Here is a 15,047-nt window from a genome sequence, read left to right as displayed (position 1 = left end):
CTCAGCGACTGACTGGAAGTGAAGTAGTTATGTCCAAGCGAATCGACGTGAGCGGGCTCACCGCCTACTACGGCTCCCACAAGGCGATCGAGGACATCTCGATGACGGTCGAGCCGCGCTCGGTGACGGCGTTCATCGGCCCGTCCGGCTGCGGCAAGTCGACGTTCCTGCGCACGCTGAACCGGATGCACGAGGTCACGCCCGGCGGGCGGGTCGAGGGCAAGGTGATGCTCGACGACGAGGACCTGTACGGGGCCGGGATCGACCCGGTGTCGGTACGGCGCGAGGTCGGCATGGTGTTCCAGCGGCCCAACCCGTTCCCCACGATGTCGATCTTCGACAACGTGGCGGCCGGGCTGCGGCTGAACGGGAACTACAAGAAGAGCGAGCTCGGGGACATCGTCGAGAAGTCCCTCAAGGGCGCGAACCTCTGGAACGAGGTCAAGGACCGGCTGAACAAGCCCGGGTCGGGACTGTCCGGTGGTCAGCAGCAGCGGCTGTGCATCGCACGGGCGATCGCCGTGGAGCCGGGGGTGCTGCTGATGGACGAGCCGTGCTCGGCGCTCGACCCGATCTCCACGCTCGCCATCGAGGACCTGATCGGTGAGCTGAAGGAACGGTTCACGATCGTCATCGTGACGCACAACATGCAGCAGGCGGCGCGGGTGTCCGACCGTACGGCCTTCTTCAACCTCGCGGCGGTGGGACAGCCCGGGAAGCTGATCGAGATCGACGACACCGAGCGGATCTTCTCCAACCCGTCGGTCCAGGCCACGGAGGACTACATCTCCGGGCGCTTCGGCTGAGCCGATGCCTCGATGACCCCTCGCGGTGCTGCATGGCGGTGCCACCGCGAGGATGTGAGGGCCCGCCCCTGGCTCCCGGGGGCGGGCCCATCGCCTTCCCGCACGGCCGTCCCCAGTCCCCCACCCGCCCACCCGTGACGGTCGGCTGGAGGGCTCCATCCCGGGGCTCCGCCCCGGACCCGGCGGGGGCTGTGCCTCCCGCAGCCCTTGGCGGGGGTTGTGCCCCGGGGTTTCTGGCGTGGGGTCCCGCCCCGGAATCTGGCGGGGGCTGTGCCTCCCGCAGCCCTTGGCGGGGGTTGTGCCCCGGGGTTTCTGGCGTGGGGTCCCGCCCCGGAATCTGGCGGGGGTTGTGCCTCCCGCAGCCCTGGCGGGAAGCTCCTGCCCGGATCCTGGCGGGGGCTCCCGCACTCCTGACCTGGGGATCCGGCCCCCTGCCATCCGGTGCCGCCCGGTTTACAGGAACGCCAGGTCCACGACCCCGAACGCCGCCGCGGCCACCAGTGCGGCTGCCGGCATGGTGATGAACCAGCCGAGGACGATGTTCTTGGCGACGCCCCAGCGGACGGCGTTGACGCGCTTGGTGGCGCCCACGCCCATGATGGCCGAGGTGATGACGTGGGTCGTGGAGATCGGTGCCTTGAAGAGGAACGCGGTGACGAACATGATCGACGCGCCGGTGGTCTCGGCGGCGAAGCCCTGGGGCGGGTCGAGTTCGATGATCTTGCGGCCCAGGGTGCGCATGATGCGCCAGCCGCCGGCGTAGGTGCCGAGGGAGAGCATCACCGCGCAGACGAGCTTCACCCACACCGGGATCGGGTCGCCGAAGGTCTTGTGGCCGGAGATGACCAGGGCGAGCACCACGACGCCCATGGTCTTCTGGGCGTCCTGGAGGCCGTGGCCGAGGGCCATGCCGGCCGCCGACACGGTCTGGGCTATGCGGAAGCCGCGCTTGGCCTTGTGCGGGTTGGCGCGGCGGAACGTCCACATGATCACGGTCATGACCAGGTAGCCGACGATCAGGCCGACCACCGGGGACAGGAACATCGGGATGATGATCTTGTCCAGCACGCCGTTCCAGTGCACCGCCGTGCCGCCCGCGAGCGCCGCGCCGACCATGCCGCCGAACAGCGCGTGGGAGGACGAGGAGGGTAGCCCGAAGTACCAGGTGACCAGGTTCCAGACGATCGCGCCGACCAGTGCGGCGAAGAGGATGGCCATTCCCGACCCGCCCTGGGGCGTCTCGATCAGGCCCTCGCTGACGGTCTTGGCGACCCCCGAGCCGAGGAACGCACCCGCCAGGTTCATCACCGCGGCCATCGCCAGCGCCGCCCGCGGCGTCAGCGCGCGGGTCGACACCGACGTGGCGATCGCGTTGGCCGAGTCGTGGAATCCGTTCGTGTACGTGAAGAAGAGCGCGACCGCGACGGTCACGATCAGAGCGAAGGTGTCCATGAGTGGGTTCAGGACTCCTTGACGGCGATGGTCTCCACCGTGTTCGCCACGTGCTCGAACGCGTCAGCCGCCTCCTCCAGCACATCCACGATCTGCTTGAGCTTGAGCACCTCGATCGCGTCGTACTTGCCGTTGAAGAGGTGTGCAAGAAGCTTTCTGTGGATCTGGTCGGCCTGGTTCTCGAGCCGGTTGACCTCGATCCAGTACTCGGTGAGGTTGTCCATCGTGCGGAGGTTCGGCATGGCCTCCGCCGTCAGCTCCGCCGCCCTCGCCAGCACCTCGATCTGCTGCTCGACGCCCTTGGGCAGTTCCTCGACGTTGTAGAGGACGACCAGGTCGACGGCCTCCTCCATGAAGTCCATGATGTCGTCGAGGGACGACGCGAGGGTGTAGATGTCCTCGCGGTCGAACGGCGTGATGAACGAGGAGTTCAGCTGGTGGAAGATCGCGTGCGTGGCGTCGTCACCTGCGTGTTCCGCGGCCCGCATACGCTCTGCGATCTCGGCCCGGGCGGAGGCGTCCGCCCCGAGCAGTTCCATCAGGAGCTTGGAGCCGGTGACGATGTTGTCCGCGGATGCGGCGAACATGTCGTAGAAGCTCGTCTCCCTGGGGGTCAGACGAAAGCGCACGTGGGGTCCTCGGGGTGCTTCGGTTTCGGTCAGGGTGATGCTAGGCGCATCATCCGGCCACGGCTAATGGGCCGTCCCCCAGTGTCACCCATCGGTCAAGCTGATCATCACGGGGGCGTACCAAGGCGCCTATACCCAGCAAAGTCGGCTACCATATACCCTGTGGGGGTATCTGTCATGAGCTCTGTCCTGAGCTCTGTCCTGAGCTCCGCGGCGACTGGAGGGGCGCGATGACGACGACCGAGGCCGGTGCCACGGCGCCCTCCGAGGCGGGCGGCACCACGCACGGCTACCACAAGCAGAAGGACGAGCACCTCAAGCGGCTGCGCCGGATCGAGGGCCAGATCCGGGGCCTGCAGCGCATGGTCGACGAGGACACGTACTGCATCGACATACTCACGCAGGTGTCCGCCTCCACCAAGGCCCTGCAGTCCTTCGCGCTGCAGCTCCTGGAGGAGCACCTGCGCCACTGCGTCGCGGACGCGGCAGTCAAGGGCGGGGCGGAGATCGACGCCAAGGTGGACGAGGCCACGAAGGCGATCGGCCGCCTGCTCCGCACCTGAGCCGCGGTGCCGCAGGTCAGTGCTCGGCCGTGGCGCGTTCCTCGGCCACGCGCAGCACCTCGTCGATGCTCGCCAGGCTGAGCCGTTCCTCGGCGGCCGAGGCCGCGATGATCAGCTCTCCGCACAGCTCGATCTCGGCGAGGGCCACGTGGTCCTGAACTGCCGTACCGCCGACCGGAGCCACGCGCATCACCTCTTCTCTGCCGTCACCGACTTCCTAGAGTAGGCAGGGCTCTACACACCGCGCATGGCACGGACGGGCTAGTCCAGGGGCCGCCGCGCTGACTAGTGCCCCGGGTCGCCGCCCGCTTCGCCGGATGGCCGGTTCTCGGCGATCCGGCCCGCGTAGATGTCCTTCGACAGCGGCAGCCGGACGTCCGCGGGTGTGCCGAAGTCGTACAGCAGCGTCGTCGAGGCGACCGCCACGGCGGCCTTCCGGCGGCCGTTGACAAAAGAGAAGCTCTGCCGGATCTTGCGGATGCGGCCCTGGTCGTCGAGGTAGGCGTCGAAGGGAACCTCGGCCGTGGCGAACCCCTTCGCCGCCGCGGTCAGTGCCTCCTGGTTGCCCGCCGAGGCGGTGCGCGCCGCCCTGGCCAGGTCGGCGGTGCCGCGGAAGTGGCGCACCTCGGTCCCGCCGAGCTCGGTACGCCCCAGGTACGTCGCCGTCCGGGTGCCGCGCAGCAGTTCCGCGGCGGCGTACGGGTCCGTCGCGCCGCCCGTGACCAGGTTGCCGTCGGAGAGGGTCGCCGTGTCCACCCGTACCCATTTGTCGGCGGGCACCCCGGCGCCGCGGTTCTTCATGAACAGGGCGCCCGGGGCGAGGAGTTCGGTGATCGGGCGGTGCTCGGCGTTCCCGGCCGGGTCCTGCGGCAGCCGCACGGTGAGCCGGCCGAGCTGTCTGCGGAAGTCGTAGACGCCCGTGCCGCGGATGGTGACCCGGGTGCCGCCGGTGGCCATCTCCATCGACGTGGTGGCCTTCGAGCTGCCCGCCTCGCGCAGGGTGCCGGCGGCGCGCCGCAGCACGGTGACCGGGTCGTTCGCGCCGCGCCCGTCCTCGGCGGCGGCACCGCTGAAGGAACAGCCCGTGACACCGAGGCCCAGACCGGCCGCGATGCCCATCGCGATGCCCGCCCTGCCGGCCGTCCCGCCCCACTTGTACTGCCGCCGATCCATAGCCTGCCTACCCCCAGCCGGTACGTCCGTCACGGGCCCCCTGTCGTTCCGGTTAACGACGAGTAGGGGGCGGCCGTCACGCGCCCGTCGGCCGGCCCGGCGGGAGCCCGGGCCGGACCGGGCCTGCCCTTCGCGCAAGGTGGGTAACGTTGTCTGTGTGGCGCAGCAGGACGGTCCCGAGCGGACCCGGCACGGGCAGGACCACCTCACGACGACGAGTGAACAGGGCCGTTTCTGCGTGGCCCGCTGCACCTGCGGCTGGCGCGGCCCCGCCCGCCGGGCCCGCAGCCTGGCGAGGGCGGACGCGGAGGGGCATGCGGCGGCGGGCTGACGGGCTCGCGGGTCACACGGACGAGTCGCAGACCAGGGCGTCGACGAGGTCCCGGTCGCGGGGCTGGGTCAGGCGGGCCCGGGCGGGGCCGGGCGGCAGCCACAGGATGCGGTCCACCTCGTCGTTGGGCGTGAAGTCGCCGGCGACGGCCTCGGCGGCCCAGTAGCGGACCTCCTTGGGGCGGCCGCCCGCGTAGTAGCACACCGTGGGCAGCTCGGCGCCGGGCTCCGCGGTGTACCCGGTCTCCTCCGCCACCTCCCGCAGTGCTCCCGGCAGCGCCTCCTCGCCGCGCTTGAGCTTGCCCTTGGGGTGCGACCAGTCGTCGTACTTGGGCCGGTGGACGAGGCAGACCTCCAGGCCGCCGTCGACCGGCGAGCGGCGCCACAGTACGCAGCCGGCGGCCTGTACGGGGGTGTCCGGAGTATCCGGGGTGTCCGGGGTGTCCGGGGTGTCCGGGGTGTCCTTCGCGGTCGTCACCGGTGCTTCACCGCCTCGCGTCGAAGGGGCAGGGGAAAGGAGGGGCAGGGGAAAAGGGAGCAGAGGGGTCAGGGGGTGGTGACCGTCCGCTTCTGCCAGCACTGCTGGAACGCGAACCGGGCCGCCTCCACCTCGTGACGCTGGTCGGCGTGGAGCACGCCGAGGGCGTACGCCGTCGCCGGGGCGATGCGCGGGGTGCGGGCCGCCTGTGCCGCCGCCGCGGCGGCCTCCGAGGCGTCCCGGTGCCGGTCCAGGGCCTGACCGGCCGTCAGCAGCCGCAGGTCCACCGGGACTTCGGGGCCGAGCAGCACCTCGCGGGCGTAGCGGTGCAGGCGCAGCAGCAGGCGGACCTGGTGCCAGGGGCCGTCCTGGGGGTGGGGGGACGGGTCCGGGGACAGGCCGTGGACGAGGGCCTCCGCGTTGTAGGGGTGGCCCGCGGTGACCAGGGGCAGCGCGGCGATCGCGGCGGTGAGCCGTTCCTCGGCGGCGGCTGCCAGGGGGCGCGGGTCGGTGGTCCGGGCGGCGGGGGTGAGGGGGACCTCGCTGGCCAGGAGGGCGACCTTGTCGGCGACGGCGTGGAAGCGGGCGGAGCCGAGGGCCTGGAGCCCCGTGGAGTGGGCGCGGGTCCGGGCGAGGGTGAGCTGGCGGTCCAGCAGGGCGCCCGCCTTCGCCGCGCCGACGGTCAGGTTGCCGTTCGGGGCCGCCGCTTTCGGCGGGGCGGGCGCCGCCCTGCCGGTGCCGCCGCCGCCCACGGCCGCGCCGACCGCCTGGGCGGGTACCGTCGTCGACCCCGACAGCCGGTGCAGCGCCAGCAACAGCCGCTCCAGCCGGGCCTCGTACGCGTGCTCCAGCCCCAGCGTGCCCGACAGCCAGGCGAGTTCCGGCCGGATCTCCTCCGACCAGCCGGTGTCGAGCAGCGGGCGGAAGGTGTGCAGGCTGCCGCTGATGCGGCGGGCCGAGCGGCGCAGGGCGCGCACCGCGTCGACGGACCCCTCCGCGCCGCCCGCGGTGCCCCCGGTCTCCCGGTGCAGCCGCAGCGCGCGGAGGAACTCCGTGGCCTGGGCGCGCAGGTAGCCCGCGAGGGCCTCCCCGGTCACCGCCCCGGCCGTGGGGTCCGTCGGGTCAAGGTGTTGCTGTGCCACGCCGGCGCCTCCGGGCGTCTATGAGCATCTCCTGGACGTTGCGCAGGGGCTGGCCGTCCCCGTCGGTCGCGTGCCGCGTCCACTCGCCGTCGGGGCCGAGGTGCCAGGAGGCGGTGGTGTCGGACATGCCGGTGTCGAGCAGCCGATTGATGGCGGCCCGGTGGCCGGGGTCGGTGACCCGGACGAGGGCCTCTATCCGGCGGTCGAGGTTGCGGTGCATCATGTCGGCGCTGCCGATCCACACCTCGGGCTCGCCGCCGTTGCCGAAGATGAAGACGCGGGAGTGCTCGAGGAAGCGGCCGAGGATGGAGCGGACGCGGATGTTGTCCGACAGGCCCGGGACGCCGGGGCGCAGCGCGCAGATGCCGCGCACCCACACGTCCACCGGTACGCCCGCCTGGGCAGCGCGGTAGCAGGCGTCGATGACCGCCTCGTCGACCATCGAGTTGACCTTGATGCGGACGAACGCCGGACGTCCGGCACGGTGGTGCAGGACCTCCTTGTCGATCCGCGAGACCAGGCCGTCGCGCAGGGACTTGGGGGCCACCAGCAGCCGGCGGTAGGTCTCCCGGCGGGAGTAGCCGGAGAGCCGGTTGAACAGGTCGGAGAGGTCCGCGCCGACCTGCGGGTCGGCGGTGAGCAGGCCGAGGTCCTCGTACAGCCGGGCCGTCTTCGGGTGGTAGTTGCCGGTGCCGACGTGGCTGTAGCGGCGGAGCGTCTCGCCCTCCTGGCGGACCACCAGGGACAGCTTGCAGTGGGTCTTCAGGCCGACGAGGCCGTACACGACGTGGCAGCCGGCCTCCTCCAGCTTGCGTGCCCACTTGATGTTGGCGTGCTCGTCGAAGCGTGCCTTGATCTCGACGAGGACGAGGACCTGCTTGCCGGACTCGGCGGCGTCGATGAGGGCGTCGACGATCGGGGAGTCGCCGGAGGTCCGGTACAGGGTCTGCTTGATGGCGAGGACGTCGGGGTCGCCCGCGGCCTGTTCGAGGAAGGCCTGCACGGAGGTGGAGAAGCTGTCGTACGGGTGGTGCAGCAGGACGTCGCGGCTGCGCAGGGCCGCGAAGATGTCGGGCGCCGAGGCGGACTCCACCTCCGCGAGGTCCCGGTGGGTGCCCGCGACGAACTTCTGGTACTTCAGCTCGGGCCGGTCGAGGCTGTGGATGCGGAAGAGGCCGGTGAGGTCCAGGGGGCCGGGCAGCGGGTAGACCTCGGCCTCGCTGATCTTCAGCTCGCGCACCAGCAGGTCGAGCACCTCGCGGTCGATGGACTCCTCGACCTCCAGGCGCACCGGCGGCCCGAAGCGGCGTCGCATGAGTTCCTTCTCCAGGGCCTGGAGCAGGTTCTCGGCGTCGTCCTCCTCGACCTCGAGGTCCTCGTTGCGGGTGAGCCGGAAGGCGTGGTGCTCGAGGACCTCCATGCCCGGGAAGAGCTCCTCCAGGTGGGCCGCGATGACGTCCTCCAGCGGGACGTACCGGCCGGGGGCGGCCTCCAGGAAGCGGGACAGCAGCGGCGGCACCTTGACGCGGGCGAAGTGCTTGTGGCCGCTGACCGGGTTGCGCACCACCACGGCCAGGTTCAGGGACAGGCCGGAGATGTAGGGGAAGGGGTGCGCCGGGTCGACCGCCAGGGGGGTCAGGACCGGGAAGATCTGGTGCCGGAAGAGCGTGAAGAGGCGCGCCTGCTCCTTCTCCGCCAGCTCGTTCCAGCGGACCAGGTGGATGCCCTCCTCCGCGAGCGCGGGGGCGACGTCCTCGTGGTAGCAGGCGGCGTGCCGGGCCATCAGCTCGCGGGAGCGGGCCCAGATCATCTCCAGCACCTCGCGGGGCTGGAGGCCGGAGGCCGAGCGGGTGGCCACGCCGGTCGCGATGCGGCGCTTGAGACCGGCCACCCGGACCATGAAGAACTCGTCCAGGTTGCTGGCGAAGATCGCCAGGAAGTTCGCCCGCTCCAGGAGGGGCGTGTCGGGATCCTCGGCGAGCTCGAGGACCCGCTCGTTGAACGCGAGCCAGCTGCGCTCCCGGTCGAGGAAACGGCCCTGCGGCAGCTGTACCCCGTCGGCCTGGGACTCCTCGTAGGCGTCGAGGTCGGCGTCGATGTCGGGTTCCAGGTCGGAGACCACGGCCGCCACGGTGTGCGGGCGGTGCGCGGCTATGGAGCCCACGGAGGGCTGCGCGTGCTGTGCCTGGGTGTCTGGCTGGCTCATGAACCCATTGTTCCGCGCCGCGAGCGATACGGGCGCGTCGGAACGTGCGGGTGGGAGCTTCACGGCCCCGTTCCCCGCGGACCCCTCGGGGGGCGGCGAAGGCTCTGGCACGGCGGGCTTCATTGGCCGAGCGTCGCAAGGTCTTCTGAATCGATGGTTACGGAGACATGACGTGCGGGATATCGGGGGGCGGCTCCCGGGCGTTCGTCCGGGCTCCGGCGCCCGTGAGGCGTCCGGGGGAAAGGACGGTCCCGTACGTCCTTCCCCCCGTGGAAGGGCGTACGGGACCGCCGGCCCTGCGGGGCCGTCAGGCGGTGCGCCGGCGCAGCACCGCGTAGGCCGCCGTGGTCAGCCAGACCAGCCAGCCGGTCGTGCCGGCGACGAAGCCGGCCCAGGCGAGCAGCGCCCAGCGGTGCAGCCGCAGCACCGTGCGGGGCAGCCCGGGGAGGGCGGCGGCGGTCATGAGGTGGCCGCCTTCGCGAGCCGGAACGCTCCGGTGAGCCGCCTGAGCACGAGGAACGCGCCCGCGGTGAGCAGGGCGGTCAGGGCCAGTACCAGGGCCGTGGTGGTCAGCTGGAGCGGCCAGTAGTGCGAGGCGGGGTGGTAGGTGTTGTAGTAGCCGACCCCGCCGAGCTTCCGGTACAGCCGCCGGCACTCTTCGGACGTGCCCGCCGTGCAGCCGGGCTCGGGGATGTGCCCGCCGGAGGCGGTGAGCAGGCCGTGGTCGACCTCGATGCCGTTGTAGAGATCGCCGTAGCCCTGCTGGAAGCCGGTCACGCGGGTGACGGCGGGCCACAGGTGCGGCATGAGCCACTGGGCCAGGCCCAGGACGCCGGCGGTGAGGACCAGGGCGCCGCCGAGCGCGGGCAGGGTGCGGCGCAGCACCACGCCCGCGAAGGCGCCGGCGGCCAGGCCGGCGATGCCGAAGGCGACGAGGGTGGCTCCGTTGGTGTGGAAGGCCCAGGTCATGTACCAGTTGTCGAGGCTGCCGACGCGGCCGTGGGCCGCCGACCAGGCCCGGCGGTGCAGGAACACCAGCAGGCCGGTTCCCGTGGTGACCGCGGCGGCGGGCAGGGCCGGCTTGGCCGCCAGCCGGGCCGGGGTGACGCCCTGCGTCCAGGTCAGCTGGGCGGTGCCGGACTCCATCTCACGCCCGACGAGCGCGGCGCCCGCCCAGGCGGCCACCAGGAACGGGAGCGCGGCCATGGAGAGGGTGAGGTAGGTGTACGTGACGTTGAAGAGCAGCAGCGGTTTCTGGTCGTACCTGCACGTCGGCCGCTCCGCGCAGGAGCTCCACCGCCGCCACGCCTCCGCCGCCGCGTCGGTGAGCGGCCCGGCCAGCCACAGCAGCAGGCCGGCCCCGAGGACCACCAGTCCCGCCCAGACGAGCAGTGCCGGACGGTGCAGGCGCACCAGCCACCGGCTCAGGCGCGGACCGCCCGCCCCTTGCCGCCCGGCCGCCGGAGTGGACGCGGTCATGACACTCATACGGCGGCCTCCTCGGCCGGCGCCGAGGCGGCGGTGAGCGCGGGAGCCCCGGGGTTGCGCAGGTGGGCGAGGACCGGCTCCTCCAGGGACGGCGTGCCGGTGCGCCAGCCGGCGGGCAGCGGGCCCGCCGGGCGGATCAGGGCGCTGAGCTGGCGGCCGGTGACGCGGGACTCGACGACCGTGTGCGGGGCGAGGTCGGCCGTGTCGGCGGCGGTGCTCACGCGCGTGTGGGCGGCCAGCAGGTCGTCGATGTCCCCGGCCAGCCGGATCCGGCCGCCGCCCACCAGCAGCAGGTGGTCGCAGGAGTCCTCCAGCTCGGCGACCACGTGCGAGGACATCGCGATCGTGGTGCCGTGCCGGGCCGCCTGCGCCATCAGCACGCCCATCAGCTCGTGCCGGGCCAGCGGATCGAGGTCGGCCATCGGCTCGTCCAGGAGCAGCAGTTCCGGCTGCTTCCCGAGGGCCAGGGCGAGCGCGACGCGGGTGCGCTGGCCGCCGGAGAGGGCGCTCACTAATTGAGCAGTGAAAGGGTGGTGCAAGAGAGGGGCGGCGTCAAGTCCGCCGCCCCTCATGGCCGTTGGGGGAGGTGCGTCAGGTCTCGGTGCGGTACATCAGATCCGTCTCGTACGTGGTGAACCCCAGCCGCTCGTACACCGACACCGCCGCCTCGTTGTCCGCGTCGACGTACAGCATCGCCGTCGGCAGCCGCTGGGCCGCCAGATGACGCAGGCCCACCGTGGTCAGCGCCTTGCCCAGGCCGCCGCCCTGCCTGCCGGGGGCCACCCCGAGGACGTACACCTCACCGAGCTGCTCGGCCGCGTGGACCTTCGTCCAGTGGAAGCCGACGACGTCACCCGCGCGCTCGGCCAGGAAGAAGCCGGCCGGGTCGAACCACGGCTGGGCCTTGCGGTCGTCGAGGTCACGCCGGGTCAGGGAGCCCTGCTCCGGATGGTGGGCGAAGGCGGCCGCGTTGACGGCCAGCCAGGCCGCGTCGTCGGCGCCGGGTACGAAGGTACGTACCGTCACGCCCTCCGGCAGCACCGGGTCGGGCAGGTCCAGGTCGGTCAACGACCGGCGCATCTGGCGCAGTTCGCGGAACAGGGTCAGGCCGAGCACCTGGGCGAGGTGCCGGGCCGCGGGGTGCCCGCCGTGCGCCCACACCCGCAGCCGCTTGCCCGAGGCCGCCAGCAGGGCCGAGCCCAGCGCCCGGCCGTGCCCGTGCCCGCGGTGCGCCGGATGGACGACGAGTTCGGCGGCCGGTGCCTCCACCGGGTCGGTGTCCTCCAACTGGGCGTAGCCGACGAGTTCGTCGCCGACGAGCAGCAGCAGGTGCGACACGCCCTCGCGGGCGCCGCCCGTCAGTTGCAGCCGCCCCTGCTCGGACACCGGCTGCTGCCCGTCGGCGCGGGCGGCCTCCGCGAGCAGTTCGAGCACGGCCCCGGCCTGGTCCGGGGAGAGCGCGGAGTGGGTCTCGATGGAACGGGTGCCGGCGGGCCCCACGGTGTCGTCGCTGGTCATGCGTATGAGGGTACGGGGCGGTCCCGGCCCGGGGGCGAAACGGGAAACGGCAAAGAAATCGGCAAAGGGAAACCAGGATGTAACCTTCAACACCCTGTTGTGCTACGCGCGTCGACCCTAGGCTGCGCCGGAACGGGCCACCGTCTCAGCAGACCCACAGGGGGGCGCATGCCGACCGCACATCACCCGTACCGCCGTGCCCGACGCCGTACGTACGCACTTCTCGCCTCCGCCGCGGCGCTGGCCTCCGCCGCCGCACTGGCCACCGCGCTCCCGGCGGACGCCCATGACGGCAGGGGCGGCCACGGCCACCACCCGAGCCGCTACCAGGACGTCCAGCTCCTCTCCTTCAACGACCTGCACGGCAACCTCGAACCGCCGTCGGGTTCCTCCGGCCGGGTCACCGAACTCCAGCCGGACGGCACGACGAAGACGATCGACGCGGGCGGCGTCGAGTACCTCGCCACGCACCTGCGCGACGCCCGCGCCGGGCACCCGTACTCCATCACCGCGGCCGGCGGCGACATGGTCGGCGCCTCCCCGCTGCTGTCCGGGCTGTTCCACGACGAGCCCACCATCGAGGCGCTGAACAAGCTGAAGCTCGACGTCACCTCCGTCGGCAACCACGAGTTCGACGAGGGCGCGCGGGAACTGGCCCGGCTCCAGAACGGCGGCTGCCACCCCACGGCGGGCTGCTACACGGACAAGAAGTTCAAGGGCGCCGACTTCCCGTACCTCGCGGCGAACGTCCTCGACGAGAAGACGGGCAAGCCGATCCTGCGCCCCTACTGGGTGTGGAAGAAGAAGGACGTCAAGATCGGCTTCATCGGCGTCACCCTCGAGGGCACGCCGGGCATCGTCTCGGCGGACGGCGTCAAGGGCCTGAAGTTCAAGGACGAGGTCGAGACGATCGACAAGTACGCCAAGGTGCTCCAGCGCCAGGGCGTGCAGTCGATCGTCGCGCTCATCCACGAGGGCGGCTATCCCGCCTCGGGCTCGTACAACTACGACTGCGACTCCCCGGGCGCCGGCGACGGCATCTCCGGTCCGATCGTCGACATCGCGAAGAACGTGACCCCGGCGGTGGACGCACTGGTCACCGGGCACACCCACACCGCGTACACCTGCACGATCGACGACCCGGCGGGCCGCCCCCGCATGGTCACCTCGGCGGCCTCCTTCGGCCGCCTCTACACGGACACGACCCTCACGTACGACCGCTTCACCGGCGACATCGCGCGTACGGCGGTGAAGTCGGCCAACCGCGTGGTCACCCGCGACGTCCCCAAGGCGGCCGACATGACCGCGCTGATCGACAAGTGGAACACCCTCGCCGCCCCGATCGGCAACCGGCCCATCGGCTACATCTCCGCCGACATCGGCAACACCGGCACCGAGTCCCCCATGGGCGACCTGATCGCGGACGCGCAGCTGGCCTACGGCAAGGAGCTGGACCCCGGGACCGACCTCGCGCTGATGAACCCGGGCGGGGTGCGGGCCGGGCTGACGTACGCGGCCAAGGGCGCTGAGGGCGACGGCGTCGTCACCTACGCCGAGGGCTTCACCGTCCAGCCCTTCGCCAACACCGTGAACCTCCAGGACTTCACCGGGGCCCAGCTGGTCCAGGCGCTCAAGGAGCAGGTGAGCGGCGCGAACGCGGCGGCGCCGAAGATCCTCCAGCCGTCCTCCGGGCTGACGTACACGCTGGACCTGACGAAGACGGGCGCCGACCGGGTGGTGACCGACTCGATCCGGCTGAACGGCGCGGCGATCGACCCGTCGGCCACCTACCGGGTCGCGACCAACAGCTTCCTGGCGGGCGGCGGCGACGGCTTCACCACGCTGGGACAGGGCACGAACGACCTGGTCGGCGCGGACGACCTGACGGCACTGGAGAAGTACCTGACGGCGAACTCCTCGGCGGCGAGCCCGCTGGCGCCGCCGGCCACCGGCCGGATCACGGTCGTCCCGTAACCGCACCCCGGCAACCGTTCACCGGCCACCGCACACCGAGGGGCCCGGTACGCGCTTCCCGCGCGTACCGGGCCCCTCGTGGGCGTCGAAGGGCGTCAGGAAGCCGTGGGCGTCCAGTCGCCCAGCCAGTCCGCGACCTCCTGGTCCGCCGCCTGGGCATCGGTCAGCTGCGGGCGGTCGCTGCTCGCCGCGCCCGAGCCCGCGCCGGTGTTCTTGTACTCGGCGAAGCGGTCGTCCTTCCACGAGAAGCCGCTCATGTCGGTCCACGGGGCGGTCCTGATCGCGGCGCTCAGAGCCGTGTTGCGGACCGTGGCCTGCGGGTCGAGCGAGGCGTCCCCGCCGGCGTGCCAGGGACGCCCGAGGTAGAAGGTCCGGTCCGACACGTCACCGCTGACGGTCGAGTTGGCGATCAGGATGCCCCGGCGCCCGGCGGCCGTGCTCGGCGCCGTGACATAGCCGGCCGAGGTGCCGTTCCAGCGCTTCTTCAGGGTGATGACCGACGTGTCGAGCACGGCGGTCGCGCGACCGAAGATGAAGTCGACGTTGCCGATCACGGAGGAGTTCTTCATGTAGACGCGGCCGAGCTTCTCCTTGGCCGCGGTGTCCACCAGCAGCGTGTCCTGGTCGCCGGTGACGGTCACGTTGTCGAGGAACACCTTGTCGGAGGCGGTGCGCAGGGCGACCGCCTGCTGGGCGCTGATGTCCTGGTGCGCGGCCTCGTCGAAGTCGTTGGAGAAGGTCAGGTTGCGGGCCTGGAAGTCGTCGGCCTCGACGGCGACGGTGGCGCTGCCCCCGGTGCCGTACGTGCCCGAGCCGTCGGGCTTCTGCGTCCCCGACGCGTTGTTGTAGACGATCACCGTGTCGTTCCGGCTGCCACCGGTGCCCTGGATGGTGACGTGCGGCTTGTTCGACGGCACCTTGACCAGCTCGCGGTACGTGCCCGGCTTGACGCTGATCACCACGCGGGAGGCGTTGTTCGCGGGGACGGCGTTCACCGCGGCCTGCACGGTCGTGTACTGACCGCTGCCGTCCTTGGCGACGGTGAGCGTGGTCGCGGCGGCCGCCGCCGAGGCCGGCTGCACGCCGCCGGGGACGAGGACCCCGGAGGCGAGAGCGGCGGAGGTGGCCAGCGCGAGGGGGAGGCCGCGGGTGAGGGCGGTCCGGCCTTTGTGGTGGCGGGGCGCGGAGTGGGGGGTGGTCATGGAGCGGCTCCTTTTCGGATCGATCCCGTTGGGGGGTGACCTGGAGTCGCCGCGGCGAAGCGAATGGTTGCCCCGTTCGAGTGACT

15 protein-coding genes and 1 pseudogene are annotated in these 15,047 nt (G+C 71.8%); 4 read left to right on the top strand and 12 right to left on the bottom strand.

Annotated features, from left to right (window positions below; all coding sequences use genetic code 11):
• The first annotated feature begins 29 nt into the window (after nucleotides 1-29).
• Nucleotides 30-806, top strand: coding sequence for a phosphate ABC transporter ATP-binding protein PstB (gene pstB, locus ABZX30_RS02675; protein WP_355927880.1), 777 nt, complete (start codon nucleotides 30-32; stop codon nucleotides 804-806).
• Nucleotides 807-1,259: 453 nt separating this feature from the next.
• Here the strand turns inward: pstB and ABZX30_RS02670 are convergent, their stop codons facing one another.
• Both ABZX30_RS02670 and ABZX30_RS02665 read right to left on the bottom strand, forming a co-directional pair.
• The gene (locus ABZX30_RS02670) at nucleotides 1,260-2,258 is read right to left on the bottom strand and encodes an inorganic phosphate transporter (RefSeq protein ID WP_355927877.1); all 999 of its coding nucleotides are present in this window, start codon (nucleotides 2,256-2,258) and stop codon (nucleotides 1,260-1,262) included.
• An 8-nt stretch (nucleotides 2,259-2,266) separates the two neighbouring features.
• Complete coding sequence (locus tag ABZX30_RS02665) at nucleotides 2,267-2,887, bottom strand: DUF47 family protein (protein WP_189421789.1); 621 nt, start codon at nucleotides 2,885-2,887, stop codon at nucleotides 2,267-2,269.
• A gap of 230 nt (nucleotides 2,888-3,117) precedes the next feature.
• Between ABZX30_RS02665 and ABZX30_RS02660 the strand changes: the two genes are divergently transcribed.
• Nucleotides 3,118-3,450 carry a metal-sensitive transcriptional regulator gene (locus tag ABZX30_RS02660; RefSeq protein ID WP_355927874.1) on the top strand — a complete coding sequence of 111 codons (333 nt, stop codon included), beginning with the start codon at nucleotides 3,118-3,120 and terminating at the stop codon, nucleotides 3,448-3,450.
• A gap of 16 nt (nucleotides 3,451-3,466) precedes the next feature.
• On the opposite strand, the gene ABZX30_RS02655 is transcribed toward ABZX30_RS02660, so the two are convergent.
• Both ABZX30_RS02655 and ABZX30_RS02650 read right to left on the bottom strand, forming a co-directional pair.
• The gene (locus ABZX30_RS02655) at nucleotides 3,467-3,640 is read right to left on the bottom strand and encodes a hypothetical protein (protein WP_355927872.1); all 174 of its coding nucleotides are present in this window, start codon (nucleotides 3,638-3,640) and stop codon (nucleotides 3,467-3,469) included.
• Nucleotides 3,641-3,735: 95 nt separating this feature from the next.
• Entirely contained in the window at nucleotides 3,736-4,623 is an 888-nt protein-coding gene (locus ABZX30_RS02650; RefSeq protein WP_355927870.1) for a hypothetical protein, read from the bottom strand.
• A gap of 157 nt (nucleotides 4,624-4,780) precedes the next feature.
• Between ABZX30_RS02650 and ABZX30_RS02645 the strand changes: the two genes are divergently transcribed.
• Nucleotides 4,781-4,954 (top strand): hypothetical protein, encoded by a 174-nt coding sequence (locus ABZX30_RS02645; protein WP_355927867.1) that lies wholly within the window; start codon nucleotides 4,781-4,783, stop codon nucleotides 4,952-4,954.
• Between the two features lie 12 nt (nucleotides 4,955-4,966).
• Here the strand turns inward: ABZX30_RS02645 and ABZX30_RS02640 are convergent, their stop codons facing one another.
• From ABZX30_RS02640 to mshD, 7 genes are all read right to left on the bottom strand, one after another.
• Nucleotides 4,967-5,431 carry an NUDIX hydrolase gene (locus tag ABZX30_RS02640; RefSeq protein ID WP_355927864.1) on the bottom strand — a complete coding sequence of 155 codons (465 nt, stop codon included), beginning with the start codon at nucleotides 5,429-5,431 and terminating at the stop codon, nucleotides 4,967-4,969.
• Nucleotides 5,432-5,499: 68 nt separating this feature from the next.
• Nucleotides 5,500-6,573, bottom strand: coding sequence for a CHAD domain-containing protein (locus tag ABZX30_RS02635; protein ID WP_355927861.1), 1,074 nt, complete (start codon nucleotides 6,571-6,573; stop codon nucleotides 5,500-5,502).
• On the bottom strand, nucleotides 6,554-8,902 hold the full coding sequence (locus ABZX30_RS02630; RefSeq protein WP_355927859.1) for an RNA degradosome polyphosphate kinase: 2,349 nt from the start codon (nucleotides 8,900-8,902) through the stop codon (nucleotides 6,554-6,556). Before ABZX30_RS02630 ends, ABZX30_RS02635 begins: the two co-directional genes overlap by 20 nt.
• 184 nt (nucleotides 8,903-9,086) lie before the next feature.
• Complete coding sequence (locus ABZX30_RS02625; protein ID WP_355927858.1) at nucleotides 9,087-9,242, bottom strand: hypothetical protein; 156 nt, start codon at nucleotides 9,240-9,242, stop codon at nucleotides 9,087-9,089.
• Nucleotides 9,239-10,267, bottom strand: a complete 1,029-nt coding sequence (locus tag ABZX30_RS02620; protein ID WP_355927855.1) for an ABC transporter permease — start codon at nucleotides 10,265-10,267, stop codon at nucleotides 9,239-9,241. The genes ABZX30_RS02625 and ABZX30_RS02620 overlap by 4 nt, the downstream gene beginning before the upstream one ends.
• Nucleotides 10,264-10,839: an ATP-binding cassette domain-containing protein gene (locus tag ABZX30_RS02615; RefSeq protein WP_355927853.1), complete on the bottom strand. Its 576-nt coding sequence runs from the start codon at nucleotides 10,837-10,839 to the stop codon at nucleotides 10,264-10,266. Before ABZX30_RS02615 ends, ABZX30_RS02620 begins: the two co-directional genes overlap by 4 nt.
• Nucleotides 10,840-10,858: 19 nt before the next feature.
• On the bottom strand, nucleotides 10,859-11,785 hold the full coding sequence (mshD, locus tag ABZX30_RS02610; protein ID WP_355927850.1) for a mycothiol synthase: 927 nt from the start codon (nucleotides 11,783-11,785) through the stop codon (nucleotides 10,859-10,861).
• Between the two features lie 168 nt (nucleotides 11,786-11,953).
• Between mshD and ABZX30_RS02605 the strand changes: the two genes are divergently transcribed.
• The gene (locus ABZX30_RS02605) at nucleotides 11,954-13,759 is read left to right on the top strand and encodes a bifunctional metallophosphatase/5'-nucleotidase (RefSeq protein WP_355927848.1); all 1,806 of its coding nucleotides are present in this window, start codon (nucleotides 11,954-11,956) and stop codon (nucleotides 13,757-13,759) included.
• Between the two features lie 95 nt (nucleotides 13,760-13,854).
• Here the strand turns inward: ABZX30_RS02605 and ABZX30_RS02600 are convergent.
• A pseudogene (locus ABZX30_RS02600) lies at nucleotides 13,855-14,823 on the bottom strand (pectinesterase family protein); the annotation flags it as partial.
• Nucleotides 14,824-15,047: the final 224 nt, after the last annotated feature.

The organism is Streptomyces sp. NPDC004542, assembly GCF_040610035.1.
Taxonomy (GTDB): Bacteria; Actinomycetota; Actinomycetes; order Streptomycetales; family Streptomycetaceae; genus Streptomyces.
The sequence above is the reverse complement of the archived record's forward strand: the minus strand, read 5'-3'. Positions and strand labels throughout refer to the sequence as shown.